The organism is Providencia sp. PROV175 (genome assembly GCF_032707045.1).
GTDB classification, from domain to species: domain Bacteria; phylum Pseudomonadota; class Gammaproteobacteria; order Enterobacterales; family Enterobacteriaceae; genus Providencia; species Providencia hangzhouensis.
The window spans coordinates 3,667,073-3,682,063 of sequence record NZ_CP120533.1 but is presented as its reverse complement, the minus strand read 5'-3'; the positions used below and the strand labels follow the sequence as shown (position 1 = coordinate 3,682,063).

The following is a 14,991-nucleotide window of genomic DNA, read 5'->3' as shown; positions in this document are numbered from 1 at the left end:
GGGGTTAAGAAAAAATGTAAAAAACAGTGTTTATGAAAATTCTATAAATATCAGTTAGTTAATTTAATTGCGAGGAGTGGTGATACTAAGACGTAAAATTAAGTAAAAATGAAAATGCGAGAACTGAGAGTTCCCGCATGGAGAATTAATTCGCTTTTTTATTTGAGAATTTTTTCTTAACGACAACAGCAATGCTACCAATTAAGCCAAGGATCAGTAGCCCTACAGGGATCAACATCAAAATGTTCATAATATGATGTTCATATTGCAGGAAAATCGGGCTTTTACCAAAGCCATAACCAATTGCAGTCAAAATTAACACCCACAGTAGGCCACTTAACCAATTGAATACTTGGAAACGACCGTTTTGCAAGCCAGCTAGCCCTGCTATTGTTGGAAGTAGTGTTCTGACAAAAGCTAAAAAACGACCAATTAACAAGGCTGCGAGGCCATGACGGTGGAACAAGCCATAAGCGCGTTGGTGGTAGTGTTCAGGTAAGTGCTCAAGCCAGCCTTTAACTATTCGTGTGTTCCCCAGCCATCGCCCTTGTATATAACCAACCCAACAGCCTAAACTGGCGCCAGCGGTTAAAATTACAATAGTGAGCGGATAACTTAATGTGCCTTTAGCGATGAGAACACCAACTAAAATCAATAAGCTATCGCCAGGTAAAAACGCTGCAGGCAACACCCCGTTTTCAAGAAACAAGATAGCGAACAGCATGAAGTAAATCGACCACACTAACGATGGGTTAGATAGGGTGACATAATCTTGGTGCCAAAGGGCGAAAAAAAGTTCTTTAACTAATTCCATTAATGTTTCCTAAACGGCAATAACAGCAACAAACTTGTTGTTGGGCAGGGAGAAATGGATTAAGTGAATGCCAAAGTGAAAGTAGTGTTTCCTCAGGCTGTTAGTGTAAAGCACGCTCACTTTAACAAAACAGAAAATAACTAAACAGTAAATTTTAAGCTTATTTTTAGAATTCATTTAAGTTTTGGCCAATTTTTACGATTTATTGCGCGGCATGGAACGATGTAAAGTGCTTAAAAATGGCGTTTAACCCGCTTTTTACCGAGAGTATGCGAAATATACTTGTTAATTTATCTTTTAATGTAAAAAAATAACGATAAAACAATAAAGGCTAATTATTGCATTTTAAGACTATTTACCGTATCTTATCGCCATAGCAAAGGGGAGTAACTTCTTCTTGTCGGTTTATCGTCATTACGGTGTACACACTACACCCGGTAGCCGAGCACCACAGTTCCCTATTTTTAGGTTATTTGTGTTGTAAGTGAGACCTTGCCAGAAGGCGGGGTTTGCTCATAATTTACAACCAAAAGAAATAGCTTGTGGTTAACGAATTTTAAGCGGCTGATGTCTTCTGGATATCAGCCGTTTTTTGTTTTTTAAGGGAAAGGAAAATGCACTCAGTTGGTAACCCAATTTTATGGGGTAGTTTTGCCGTTATTATTTTACTTATGTTACTCATTGATTTGTTCTGGCAAGGGAAACACAAAGGCCAAGCAATGTCGATGAAACAAGCTGCGGCTTGGAGTATCGTGTGGGTAACGCTTTCGCTTCTCTTTGCAGCGGGTTTTTGGTGGTATCTTAATGAGAACGTAGGGCGTGAGTTTGCCGATAGCCAAACCATGGCGTTCTTAACGGGTTATTTATTAGAAAAAGCATTAGCTGTTGATAACGTATTCGTTTGGTTGATGTTATTTAGTTATTTTGCCATTCCTGCAACTTTACAGCGTCGTGTGTTGGTTTATGGAGTATTAGGCGCTATCGTACTTCGTACGATTATGATTTTTGCAGGTAGTTGGTTAGTCACACAATTTAGCTGGATTTTGTATGTATTTGGCTTGTTCTTGCTATTTACTGGTTTGAAAATGGCTTTTGCCAAAGAAGATGACTCGCCAATAACGGATAAACCGCTAGTAAAATGGGTTCGTTCTCATTTACGTATGACGGATGAATTACATGGTGAAAAATTCTTTATTAAACGTAATGGCGTCCTATTTGCGACCCCACTTATTTTAGTGCTGATTTTAGTTGAAATTAGTGACGTGATATTTGCGGTGGACAGTATACCCGCTATTTTTGCGGTGACGACTGACCCATTCATTGTTTTAACATCGAATTTATTTGCAATTTTAGGCCTACGTGCCATGTATTTCTTGTTGTCAGGGGTTGCTGAAAAATTCTCAATGCTAAAATACGGTTTAGCGGTAATTTTAAGCTTTATCGGTATAAAAATGCTATTGATTGATATTTTCCATATCCCAACACCGATTTCGTTGGGTGTGATTGCGTCAATCTTAGTTATAACGCTGGTTATTAATGCCATTGTTAATAAACGTAATGAAGCAAAAAATTAATTTACCTTTTTCATTTTTTAAATCCTCTGCTGTGAAGCAGGGGATTTTTTTTAACCCTCTGAAAACACTCAACCATTTTAGTCATACCATTCTACTATAAGAAACAAAACTCTATTGAGATCACAGTTATGTAAAATGTTTGTTAAACAAAGTCAATCATTGTGTATATTTTGAATAATTGCCTTTTCAGGCGACTATTATTCCTTATACTTGCTGTGCAAACACATTTAATTCCTAATAAAGATAAATAATATAGGTCTATTATGGATACAAATAAAACAGGGTTATGGCGAGTTATTAGCCAAGGTAGTCTAGTCAAGCAGATACTGGTTGGCTTGATAGCAGGTATTTTGCTTGCATGGTTATGGCCATCTGCTGCAAAAAATGTCGGGTTGTTAGGGGATTTATTCGTTAGTGCATTAAAGGCTGTTGCGCCTGTATTAGTATGGGTGTTAGTGATGTCATCTATTGCTAACCACCGTCAAGGGCAAAAAACCAATATCAAACCTATACTGGTCTTGTATATTTTGGGAACATTTTTTGCCGCGGTTGTCGCCGTTATTGGTTCTTTTCTATTTCCATCAAATTTAGTGTTAGTGGTCGGTGATACACAGCTAAATCCACCGGGAAATATTGCTGAAGTGTTAAAAGGTTTGCTAATCAATATATTTTCGAACCCTATCGATGCACTGATTAAGGGCAATTATATTGGTATTTTAGCGTGGGCGATTGGGTTGGGTATTGCATTGCGCCATGCAAATGAAACCACAAAAAATTTAGTTCATGATTTTTCTAATGCAGTAACACAACTGGTACGTGTTGTGATCCGTTTAGCGCCTTTAGGGATTTTTGGCTTAGTTGCTTCTACGATCGCAACGACAGGTTTTTCAACCTTAAAAGGTTATATCCACGTTCTCGCTGTTTTAATTGGCTGTATGTTGGTCGTTGCTTTTATTGTTAACCCACTGATTGTTTATTGGAAAATGAAACGCAACCCATATCCATTAGTTTTAGCTTGCTTACGTGAAAGCGGGGTAACTGCATTCTTTACACGTAGTTCAGCAGCGAATATCCCTGTAAATATGGGGATGTGTCGTCGTATGAATTTACACGAAGATACCTACTCTGTTTCTATTCCATTAGGTGCAACCATCAATATGGCAGGCGCTGCGGTAACAATTACGGTATTGACGCTAGCCGCTGTGCACACTTTAGGTGTACCAGTGGATATCCCAACGGCACTGTTATTAAGTGTGGTTGCTGCGGTGTGTGCATGTGGCGCATCAGGCGTTGCCGGCGGTTCACTATTACTGATCCCATTAGCTTGTAACATGTTCGGTATTTCAAATGAAATTGCGATGCAAGTGGTCGCGGTTGGTGTGATGATTGGCGTATTACAGGATTCAGCAGAAACGGCGCTTAACTCTTCAACTGACGTGTTATTTACTGCAGCGGTGTGCTTAGCGGAAGATGAGAAACTGGCTAACGCTGAATCGCGGCTATCTCATCGTGATTAATTGTTAATTAAATATATTTTGAAAGGGCAGAGACAGCGAAAGTGAACTCTGCCCTGATTTTAGTGGGTTATTGAGTTAAAACTCATTACGTAAGCGGCTATAACCTTCGACTAACTGCACATTAGTTGCGGCAACTTCTTCTGAAAATTGCAAAGAGGCGCGGTCAACTTGTTTAAACTGAGATAAATCACTGTGGGCATTTACATGTACGCAGGATGGAATATATAAAGCAGGGGGTAGTGTTAAACCATCAACAACAGCGTTATAGCGAACAACACAGTTTTCCCCAATTTTGCAATTAAATAGAACGCTATTAAAACCAATAAATACTCGTGTAGCAATATTACAAGGGCCATGGACAATGGCACGATGTGCTATTGAAGTATGTGAGCCAATTTGTACTCCAGCCCCACTTTTAGAATGGATAACAACACCATCTTGAATATTTGAATGTGGGCCTATTACTATCGGTGACATATCCCCCTCTTCATTGAGTTCATCAGCTCGGATGACTGCATATGGGCCGATATACACGTAATCTTCAACAATGACTTTGCCACAAATAATTGCAGTAGGGTCGATATAGGCTTTTTCTGAAATAACAGGGGAGTGTCCTGATGGATTTTTACGCAGCATGAGTACTCCGTTTCCAGTGAGTGTGAACAACTGCATTATGTGCATGTAAACTTTCTTGATGCTCTATATTAATGTTCACTTCGTCATAGTGACATTGATGACGAAAAGCCATGACAAGTTTTCTCGCTGCATCTTCACAAAACATCAGGTTTTGGGCATTTGCGATAGCGAAAGCTTGTTCATCATTACGTTTAACAACAGTTTGTACAGGTGTTGAAAGCACGTTTTCAATTTGATTAATTAATTCAATGATGGGAAATATTTTATGACTAGCTTTCAACGCTATGGTTACCCATGCCCAGCTGCGTTGGCTATGTGGTGTAGCGGGTAACCCATTTTTAGCTAGCCAGTTGAAAACTTGAGTGGGATATAATGGTTGTGCCTCGTCCTCAAATTCAATAGCAAATTGTTGTTGAATTACTTGGGTACTGAGTGCCGTGGCACTAGGACATGTCGATGAATAAGGAACCCCAACTTTTAAACAGATAATAAATGATTTGTTGAAATTTGCATTTATTTCAAATGGATATGCTTTCCATCCATGCTGGTGAGAAACTAAAGAAGGGCGAGATAATAAAATATCGCCATAAAGTCGAAGAGATGACTTCGATGATACATGGCTATGGGATATTAAAATCTGCTCGAGAGCCTGTTGAATCAAATTGGGGGTTAGTTCATGCTGTGTGAGTCCATCTAAGGTCTGATACAGCCGGGACATGTGTATTCCTTTCTGTCCTTGTAAATCAGTACCGACATCAACAAGTGCGTTGATTGGACGACCCGCTATCTCAATAGGTAAAGCAATCCCTGTCATACCGACCCAGTCTAGCTTGATATTGCTATAAATATCATTTTCATTTTGCGCATCCGGTAAAGATGAACAACGTAATTCAGTTGATACTGTCATAACCCCTCAGCCATTCTTAATTTATAAATAGTAGTTATGTTATAACATAACAATTGTTTGGGGTGAAGAAAAAGAGGTATAAATATCAGTTAGGTTAAGGAGTGCAGTTCCCCCTTAGATAAAAGGCTCACCTTAGGGGGATATGAAGAGGCTAAATCTGATATGCGGTTTTCATCCCTTGCTCAATTGCTCGGCGGGCATCCAGTTCTGCAGCAACATCCGCACCGCCAATCACATGGGCATTGATCCCGTGTTCTGCTAGTTGTTTTTTTAATGGGCGGTAAGGCTCTTGCCCTGCACACAAAATGACATTATCAACGGACAGGCACTGTGTTTTATCTTGATAGCGAATATGGAGCCCTTCGTCATCAACTCGCATGTATTCCACGCCATTTAGCATTTGAACACCGCGTTTCATTAGTGATAAACGATGTACCCAACCGGTTGTTTTACCGAGGCCTGCTCCCACTTTACTGTTTTTCCGTTGTAATAAATACAATTGACGAGCTGATGCCATAGGGACTTTTTGTGGGGGGAATACACCACCTTTAGAATGAATTGTGGTATCAATATTCCACTCTTTATTAAAGAGTGAATTATCTAAACTGCTGCTTTTCCCTTCTTGGGTTAGCAATTCAGCAACATCAAAGCCAATCCCTCCAGCGCCAATAATAGCGACACTTTTTCCAACAGAGCGTTGTTTGGTGATGACATCGATATAGGAAATGACTTTATGGTGATCAACCCCTTCGAGCTGGATTTTTCGTGGGATGACACCCGTTGCAATAATGACTTCATCAAACCCCGATAAACAGTCAACATCGGCTTGTTGTTCAAGGCGTACATCAACATTCAATAATTGTAATTGGCGGCAAAAGTAACGGATGGTTTCATGGAATTCTTCTTTGCCAGGTATCTGTTTAGCGAGGTTAAATTGGCCACCTATATGGTTAGATTTTTCAAACAAAGTGACACGATGCCCACGCTTTGCCGCGTAAATTGCACAAGATAACCCAGCGGGCCCAGCACCAACAATCGCAACGGATTTGCTCAGTGCGGCTTTTTCGTTGGGATAATCCATTTCCCTAACAGCTTGTGGGTTAACTAAACAACTGGCCAGTTTTCCACTAAAAATCAGGTCGAGACAGGCTTGGTTGCAACCAATGCAAGTGTTAATTTCATCTGCTCGATTTTCTGCGGCTTTACGAACAAACGCTTCATCAGCTAGAAATGGCCGAGCCATTGAAACCATATCCGCTTGGTGATTGGCAATAATATGTTCTGCAACAAAAGGATCATTGATGCGGTTAGTGGTTATCAGTGGAATATTCACTTTCCCCATTAATTTTTGCGTAACCCAACTAAATGCACTGCGGGGAACTTGCGTTGCTATCGTCGGTACCCGAGCTTCGTGCCAACCAATACCGGTGTTGATCATACTCGCACCCGCGTTTTCAATTTGTTTGGCAAGTAATTCAATCTCTTCCCACGTTGAGCCATCTTCAACTAAATCCAGCATGGAAAGCCGGTAAATAATAATAAAGTTAGCGCCAACGGCTTCCCGTATTCGCCGTACGATTTCAATGGGAAAACGAATTCGGTTTGTGTAACTTCCACCCCATTCATCGGTTCTATGGTTGGTACGTTTGGTGATAAATTGGTTAATTAAATAACCTTCGGATCCCATAATTTCGACACCATCATAGCCAGCTTGTTGAGCTAGCTTGGCTGTTGTCACGAAGTCATCAATCGTTTTTTCAACTTCATCAGTTGAGAGTTCTCGGGGGGCGAATGGAATAATCTCTGCTTGAATAGGACTTGGTGCAACTAATTTAGGATGCAAGCCATAACGCCCTGCATGTAAGATTTGTAAGGCGATTTTACCGTCAGCTTGGTGGACGGCATCCGTGATTTGTTGATGAAATAAAAGCTGGTTTTTATCGTTTAATACTGCGCCATGAGCGGTAAGCGCCCCTTCTGGATTGGGGGCGATACCACCGGTAATGATCAGACTGACACCATTTTCAGCGCGTAGGCGGTAAAAATGTGCTAGCCGCTCGCTGCCTTGTGGGTGCTCTTCGAGCCCAGTATGCATTGAACCCATCAAAATACGGTTTTTTAGCACGGTATGGCCTAAATCTAGCGGGGTAAAAAGGTGTGGAAAATTGCTCATTATTATACTCCCATTCGGGATTTCATTAACAGGTCAGATGAGTTAACTGTAGCGTAATGAAGCTGAAATTTGGTAAAGATGTTAAAATTTTGTGATTTTTATCATATGTTTTCGGTTAAATAGCTGAGTGTCATAAAAAAATAGGTGTTTTTTTATTTTTATGTCATAAACAGAGATTAAAAAAAGAGACACACAGCATAAAGAACGATATAGGGGAAGCCATGATGAAAGAGATTTGCCAAGCTATTACTTTAGAAGGTGAATACGTTCGCCTTGAACCTCTATCCCACCAATATGATGTCGAACTGGCAGATATCATTCGACGAGATGGGTTGAATAATTTGTGGTATGCCTTAGTTCCTGAGCCTGAGCATTTCTCTCAAGATGTGGAAAAGCGCCTGGAAAATTTCCAGAAAAAGGAATGCTTACCTTTTGTGGTGATCGATAAACAAAGCGGTAAACCAGTTGGTATTACTTCTTACAATCGTGTGGACCATGCAGTAAGGCGGGTTGAAATCGGAGCCACTTGGTATGGAATAGAAGTACAACGCACCGCATTAAATACAGAAGCTAAATATTTGCTATTAAAGCATGCTTTTGAAGAATTAAATTGCGTTGCAGTGGAGTTTCGTACACATATTTTAAATAGCCAAAGTCGTCGAGCCATTGAACGGTTAGGGGCTAAGCTCGATGGTATCTTGCGCAATCATATGAAAACTAAAACGGGTGAACTGCGTGATAGCTGTGTATATAGCATTATCGAGTCAGAGTGGCCGTCAGTAAAACACCACTTAGAATGGCAGATGGTGAAACCGCGCTAAGGTTAGCTGTAGGTAAGTCGCCCACCGAAAGGTGGGCGATATTAGCTATAAATACTCATGCATGGGTTTGGTCATAAACACATTATTTGGCATTTTTTCTGTGGTGGTATAGCCAGCAGGGCTATTAATCAGTGCAGGAATACGGTTCACTAAATTTGCACAGGTTAATTCTACGGTTGCTGGGTTATTCACCTCAATTGAGGTGTCAGGTTCACCAATTAACTGCCAGCTATTTTTATCGCACTCATCCGCTGTTAAGATTTTCCCAATACACTCTGTTTCGAGGGTAATACCTTCTGCGGTTTCGGTGATTACCACTGCAGATAAGCCTAATACATCCCCTTTTTTCACGGTCATTTTGAGGGTATCGGAGTAAATATCTTGTTGGGCAATTTGCGGTACACAGCGCTGAGTTTGGCTGGTGATCGTTAACCCAAGTCGGCTGCATAACCAACCATTTTGTGTCCACATATACGGTGGTGCATATTCACCGCTTTCAATTTTCTGCGAAATAACATCGTAAGGTAAGTCGTTATAGTTACCAATTTGTTTGTCGAACTCGTCAACGGTTAAACCCGCGCCGTGGCCGACAGCGAGAGCGATACCGTAATCTTCAACGTTATAGCAGCTAGAACCTTTAATTTTCACCAATTTGTGCATGGAGCCTGCTAAAGTGTCAATGAGCACCCCCCAAAACATATCTGGGTAGCCACTTCCTGCAAGGGTACAATTATTTTCTTTGGCTAATGCATCAAGCTTTTGTGTAATTTCAGGTGATGAATTCCATGGATAAAGGGCTTCTTCTCCGGTTGAAATAGCGTTTACACCATGACGTGCAAATAAAGAGAATGCATATTCTAAATCAGCCATGGTACTCAATGTTGCGATGATGCCAACATCAGGTTTTAATATTTCGAGGGTTTTATCCGCTTCATGTAGCGGCTGTACTTTTACCCCTGATGGCGTCGTTCCTGCAATTTCACCTATATCTTTACCAATAACGGTTTCATTGATATCAAAAGCCGCCACAACTTCAGCACCATGTTCTTGCAAGTAACGGATCAAAAATTTACCCATTTTTCCGCAACCATATTGAACTGCATGTACTTTTTTCATCATTTTTGTCCTATATGCGAATTATCTATAGACCATATTGTGAGATCTGAATGTAAAAAATATTGTTTTATATCAATTAGTTGAATAAAGAATTTTTAATAAATTTAGTTGTCATTATGATGTTGTTTTTATTATTAATTTGATATTGGTAAAAGTTAAATATAGATAAGGTGTGAGAAACTGATTTAAATAAAAAATAGTAGGGCTCATTAAAATTGCAGAAAACGACTTTCAAATGATAACAATTGATTATGCTATCGCATTGAATTATAAGAGGGGTGATTGAGTTGAACACAATTTCAGCATACGGTTTCGAAACACTAGACCTAAGCTAAAACTACACGTATAATCCTTCCCACTTTGGCCCCTTAGCTCAGTTGGTTAGAGCAGTCGACTCATAATCGATTGGTCACTGGTTCAAGTCCAGTAGGGGCCACCAAATTTTAGCTGTTAAATCAGCACATTAAGCCACTTTGTAAAAAGTGGCTTTTTTTGTATCTAAAAGCCAATGGCGACAAAATGGCGACAGAGACTTTTAATATTAAATTGATTTCTTGGAACATCTAATGACTTTTTCAGACAAGTTAACAATATTTGGTATCGTATTCGGTTTAATAATGACTGTTTCACCTTATTTATTTGGTATAAAAGGCAAGCGTCGCAAAAATATCCGAAGAAAGTCTGAACTATTAAGAATGCGAAATTGGAATAACCTTGGTGATTTAACATATGAACATCCATATCCAGCAATAGAGATTAATGTTGAATCCTCTGATCACAATGGTGTTATCCAAGGAACGATCACTAATTGTGAATGTGAGAGTGACTCAACATATGATTTTCTATTTGAAGGAAAATTAAATCATAAAGGGGTTGCGTACATTAATATTCAAATTCAAATAGGGCATAGAAGAGTTAATGTTGGGAAAGCAAAAATAGTATATAGAGAGTCGGATAATACTTTAGATTATTACTATATTTCAGGTCATAAAGACAACCCTAGTATATCTTGGGAAGTAGCATTACCAAGATTTAATACTTTTGGTTTAATTGGCTGTTAGTGATTTCAGTTTTTATCTCCCATTAAGCCGCATCGCTACTGACTTTTTGAAATTATGCGGTTGATATCGCAATCAAGCCAAACCCACGTAAAATAGAAATTTATTTTATCTTTCATTGCATTGTGTTTTTAACGCGATCCATTTAGTGATCCAAAAACTGAAATTTCCTGAAATTCTTTTCAATCATTTCAGTTTGATATTTTCGGCAACTCACTAGCGTTGGCGCGGCTTGGCGATATGCTTTGTAGGATTTCGAAACTGAAATAAAGTTTAGATCCAAAACGCGCAGGCGGGTGCGATGTAGTGCATTTTACGTGGTAGGTAACTTTATTTCGTGGGGTAGCGCTGCATCAGCACTATGTTATTGATGTGATCCAAATGAAAGGTTGCTTGATGTGGTTTGACTGTTGGTAGGCTGTAGATCGCATATAGGCTTACCTATGATGGGCTACAAATATTAAAGGCTACCGATGGTAATCGGTAGCCTTAGTTACGATCCGATTATAAGAAATAACGGATTAATTCTAGTGTTGGTAAAACAACGGCTAGAACCATGATAGTGATGTCTAACATCTCTTTCATACGTATACCTTCCATGGATACATGGAAAGCCGATAGCCCTAACTTTTGCCTTTAAATTGCCTGTCCAGTTAGGCTTCTCAGTGTTAGCTTTGAAATATCGGACTTCCAGTCTAAGGCTATGAATCACCACCACATGTTATTCATTCAGGGCTTAACTTCTCGTTTGTAACGAGAAGCTGAAATTCCGTTTTCAGATATTGATAAAAGAATACCAATATTTAATTAGACTGTAGTCCAAGTTAAGCAACATTGATGATTATATGATCATTTCTTATTTATTCAATGAATGCTAGTCACATTTACTTACAAACAAAAAAACTCAACTGGTAAGGTTGAGTTTTTTGTATATGCAATTGCTTGCATGAAAGTCCGATATTTCAAAGCTAACAATGCAAGTTTAATCTTTTTTTGTTCACATCTCAACCAATAACTGGCTGATATTTCTCTTTCAAACCATCTGACTTAGTTGCCGTACCTTTGATGGTATCGGCATTCAATGGCGTTCCCGTATTGTGGTGGCTGTGGTTGGCGGTGAGTTCGGCCAACTCTTTTACGATATCCAGTGTATCAATCATCAACTGTGCCACGTTAATTTCTTGGCTACCAATCCAAACAACCGGTGCAATGATTTCTTGTTTGGTGCCTGCGATGCTTTGCTTAAGTGCGCCAACCTTTTCAATCAGCTTTTGGCCAATAGTGAGTGTGGCATCTTCGACAATATGAATATTAGCATTTCGATTAATACTTGCCACAAAGCTGCCCTTTGATGCAATGCTGTAATCACCGTCGGCTATCTGTTGGATAGCGCCTGCCAGTAATGTTGCGGTACCGAGTACCATCGTTTTGTCGGTGGCTTGAATAGTGGTGTCTCGGGTGACCATCGGCAATCATGTCGTGGATGGTTGATTTTGAAACCTCTGAGTGTTGGCTAAATGCCTAAACTGTGGGGTAAGGGGATGGAATGTTAATTGAAATTGTGGGTTTCATAAGGCAAAATCGCCTATTCGTATTTTATCTGGTCACATCCAGTTTCATTCGTTTTAGCTACAAAATAAGGTGTTTTCACTTCGAATTTAGCTACAAGCTAAACTAATTGTAGTTTTTAGCGAATTTGACGTAATGGCTATGGGAAAATTTAATTTAGAGATGTTTGGCGAAAGCGCACCAGTTCTTGATCGTATCATTGAAGTATACGGCTTCAGCTCTAAGTTGATGCTCGCACAGCACTTTGAAATGGCTTCTAGTAGCCTTGTGTGTAGATACAAGAGAGATAACTTTTCGGCTGATTTGGTTGTGCGCTGTGTCGCTGAGACAGGGGCAAGATGGTCAGAAGCTGAAAATTTAACCGCCATACAGATTCGCAATAATACAGTGACCTTTACCAAGACAAAAGGGAAGCGTAACCGTTCTATTCCTATCAGCGAAGAATTAATTGCAGAATTACCGAAAGGTAAAGGTTCTAAGCGGTTATTTAAGTCTTGTTATTCTGCATTTCGTTCTGCATTAAAGCGCACAGGTATTGAGTTACCAGAACGCCAATCGTCACATGTTTTACGGCACACCTTTGCATCCCACTTTATGATGTCAGGTGGAAATATTTTAGTATTACAAAGAATCCTTGGCCATACCGACATTAAAATGACAATGCGGTATGCCCATTTCGCTCCAGATCATCTTAATGATGCACTGGTTTATAATCCTTTGGTGAAGTTGAAGATATGAGCCTAGCTATAATCATATTATTAATTATATTTGTGCCTGCTATTCCATTTTTCTGTTTACTAAAAAAAAGGAAATGGAAGTTTTGGCTAGATGAATCTAGCTTACATGTACAACCACTATTTTGGTTTTTAGTTTTTCTTCCTCTCATTATTAGTGGTATTGCATGGGTATTAGTTGCTCAGGATTATGAGTTAGATGTATCTACGAACGGTTATAGTCGACTGATGGAAAATGCAAAATTTCCATTTTTAATCTTAGCACTATCACCAATTTTAGGTGCATTTGTAACTAGCGCACATCGTTCACTTCAAACAGAACTTCAAATAAAAACTGCTAAAGAGCAGCTTGAAGAGGCGCAAAGGAAAAATAAATTTGATTTATATCATTCTAATAAAAAATTTTTAAAAGAGGAAATTTTATCACTTAGAACAAAAAATGATGAAGGTATTATTCAAGTAAATCAACTGTATTATAAAATGTTTTTTATTTTCGATAATCATACTGATATATTAATAGATTCATTCTTTATAGATTTAAATAGTTATTTGGTGAGTTTAAATAAAGAGATTAATTCATTTTTTGATATGGCGAAAAAAGATTTAAATAATTATTATAAAAATCAAAATAAAAATAAGTTAATAAGGCAGGGGATTAATGGGGGAACTTTTTATAACTCTAAAAGAGTGGGATGTATTAATAATATAAATTCTAAAAATGATGAAATCAAAAATTATTTATTTATACAAGTAAAGTTTGATTTTAATGAAGATATTGAAAAGTCAATTGAGTCACACAATAAAATTATGCGAAGTATGAATATGAATATGAATTTTAGTTTTGATTATTATCTTCATTTTAAATATGCTCTAATTACAGAAATAAGAAGTACATTTGATTTTATAAAAATGATTGCACTTTTTACTCTAGAAAATAAGAATATCTATGAAACTTTACCTGCTTTGGAAGAGGGATACCATATTCTCACTAAGATAGAAAAAAATGGCGATAAAGTGGCGGCAGAGAACCCGAACTCTCCTGAATAACCATTAGTTACCGTTTTCTATCTTCCTGATAAATATGTAATTTATTGATTTGTAAAGGGTAAGGAACGTACTCATAATCGATTGGTCACTGGTTCAAGTCCAGTAGGGGCCACCAAATTTTAGCTGTTAAATCAGCGCATTAAGCCACTTTTAACGAAGTGGCTTTTTTGTGTCTGAAACATATCACGCTAATGGCTCCCTAAAATACTTTTGTAATTCATCTCAGCTTTTAATTTCTTGTTAATCCATATATTTACTGACTTTTTGAAATTATGTGAGGGATGTTGTAATCCTTTTGTGGCCTAAAAATTGAAATCATTTTTATATCTTTAAGCTTGATAACGTTTGTAGAACTCTAGTGCTAACAAGACATTGTGAAATGTTTTATACCTCCCAAATGTGCCAGAAGATTGAACAGGATCTCGTTATTTTGTATTAATACATCACTAAGCTTGATATAACCTATTTAGGTTATTTTAAAATTAAATTAATTTATGCATATAAGGGGGTGTATATGGAAAATAAGCTTAACAACAATGAGCAACAGAATGCGCTGGATATTCAGTTTATGACGCAGGCTTTAGCCTTAGCAACGGATGCGGCGAAAAATGGTAATGAACCCTTTGGTGCGGTATTGGTTAAAAATAACCAAGTCGTTATGACTGGTGAAAATCATATTCATACGGAAAGTGACCCAACCTATCATGCGGAGTTAGGTCTCATACGCCAGTATTGTTCTGAACATAAAGTCATGGATTTATCCGATTATACGCTGTATACCAGTTGTGAGCCGTGTTGTATGTGTTCCGGTGCAATGGTATGGAGCCAATTAGGTCGGATGGTTTATAGCCTTTCTCATGATGAACTTGCCGAGATTGCCGGTTTTAATATCATGCTGGGGAGTGATGAAATCTTTGACAAAAGCCCCTTTAAACCTGAAGTGGTTAAAGGCATCTTAAAAGAGCAAGCGATTTCTATTTATACGCAATATTTTAAGCCAAATTTATAACCTTAGTCGGGTGATC

The 14,991-nt window shown here is 38.5% G+C and carries 12 protein-coding genes, 1 tRNA gene and 1 pseudogene; 8 read left to right on the top strand and 6 right to left on the bottom strand.

Translation table 11 applies throughout. The features are described from left to right. Positions 1-145 precede the first annotated feature (145 nt). Entirely contained in the window at positions 146-814 is a 669-nt protein-coding gene (locus tag P3L44_RS16725; protein WP_004258110.1) for a DedA family protein, read from the bottom strand. A gap of 614 nt (positions 815-1,428) precedes the next feature. On the opposite strand from P3L44_RS16725, the gene P3L44_RS16720 reads away from it, so the two are divergent. Both P3L44_RS16720 and sstT read left to right on the top strand, forming a co-directional pair. Next, a complete protein-coding gene (locus tag P3L44_RS16720) occupies positions 1,429-2,388 on the top strand; it encodes a TerC family protein (protein WP_140171516.1) in 960 nt (319 codons plus the stop codon). Positions 2,389-2,651: 263 nt separating this feature from the next. After that, positions 2,652-3,905 carry a serine/threonine transporter SstT gene (gene sstT / locus P3L44_RS16715; protein ID WP_140171517.1) on the top strand — a complete coding sequence of 418 codons (1,254 nt, stop codon included), beginning with the start codon at positions 2,652-2,654 and terminating at the stop codon, positions 3,903-3,905. Positions 3,906-3,980: 75 nt separating this feature from the next. On the opposite strand, the gene P3L44_RS16710 is transcribed toward sstT, so the two are convergent. The 3 genes from P3L44_RS16710 to P3L44_RS16700 form a co-directional block, all read right to left on the bottom strand. Further along, positions 3,981-4,541, bottom strand: a complete 561-nt coding sequence (locus P3L44_RS16710; RefSeq protein ID WP_140171518.1) for a carbonate dehydratase — start codon at positions 4,539-4,541, stop codon at positions 3,981-3,983. Next, a complete protein-coding gene (gene folE2, locus P3L44_RS16705; RefSeq protein WP_140171519.1) occupies positions 4,531-5,448 on the bottom strand; it encodes a GTP cyclohydrolase FolE2 in 918 nt (305 codons plus the stop codon). Before folE2 ends, P3L44_RS16710 begins: the two co-directional genes overlap by 11 nt. 151 nt (positions 5,449-5,599) lie before the next feature. Further along, positions 5,600-7,621 (bottom strand): NADPH-dependent 2,4-dienoyl-CoA reductase, encoded by a 2,022-nt coding sequence (locus P3L44_RS16700; RefSeq protein WP_140171520.1) that lies wholly within the window; start codon positions 7,619-7,621, stop codon positions 5,600-5,602. 224 nt (positions 7,622-7,845) lie between these two features. On the opposite strand from P3L44_RS16700, the gene P3L44_RS16695 reads away from it, so the two are divergent. Beyond that, positions 7,846-8,442: a GNAT family N-acetyltransferase gene (locus P3L44_RS16695; protein ID WP_140171687.1), complete on the top strand. Its 597-nt coding sequence runs from the start codon at positions 7,846-7,848 to the stop codon at positions 8,440-8,442. A gap of 45 nt (positions 8,443-8,487) precedes the next feature. Here P3L44_RS16695 and P3L44_RS16690 read toward each other — a convergent pair whose 3' ends face one another. Next, positions 8,488-9,561, bottom strand: a complete 1,074-nt coding sequence (locus P3L44_RS16690; RefSeq protein WP_140171521.1) for a dihydrodipicolinate reductase — start codon at positions 9,559-9,561, stop codon at positions 8,488-8,490. 359 nt (positions 9,562-9,920) lie between these two features. Here P3L44_RS16690 and P3L44_RS16685 point away from each other — a divergent pair. Continuing rightward, positions 9,921-9,997, top strand: a tRNA-Ile gene (locus P3L44_RS16685). 127 nt (positions 9,998-10,124) lie between these two features. Then, positions 10,125-10,619: a hypothetical protein gene (locus tag P3L44_RS16680; protein ID WP_140171522.1), complete on the top strand. Its 495-nt coding sequence runs from the start codon at positions 10,125-10,127 to the stop codon at positions 10,617-10,619. 1,001 nt (positions 10,620-11,620) lie between these two features. On the opposite strand, the pseudogene P3L44_RS16675 reads toward P3L44_RS16680, so the two are convergent. Then, positions 11,621-12,082: pseudogene (locus P3L44_RS16675) on the bottom strand (hypothetical protein); the annotation flags it as partial. Positions 12,083-12,320: 238 nt separating this feature from the next. On the opposite strand from P3L44_RS16675, the gene P3L44_RS16670 reads away from it, so the two are divergent. The 3 genes from P3L44_RS16670 (at position 12,321) to P3L44_RS16660 (ending at position 14,975) form a co-directional block, all read left to right on the top strand. Further along, on the top strand, positions 12,321-12,923 hold the full coding sequence (locus tag P3L44_RS16670) for a tyrosine-type recombinase/integrase (protein ID WP_140171524.1): 603 nt from the start codon (positions 12,321-12,323) through the stop codon (positions 12,921-12,923). After that, positions 12,920-13,966, top strand: coding sequence for a hypothetical protein (locus P3L44_RS16665; protein ID WP_272661590.1), 1,047 nt, complete (start codon positions 12,920-12,922; stop codon positions 13,964-13,966). Before P3L44_RS16670 ends, P3L44_RS16665 begins: the two co-directional genes overlap by 4 nt. A gap of 514 nt (positions 13,967-14,480) precedes the next feature. Continuing rightward, complete coding sequence (locus P3L44_RS16660) at positions 14,481-14,975, top strand: nucleoside deaminase (protein WP_140171526.1); 495 nt, start codon at positions 14,481-14,483, stop codon at positions 14,973-14,975. The last annotated feature ends 16 nt before the right edge of the window (positions 14,976-14,991 follow it).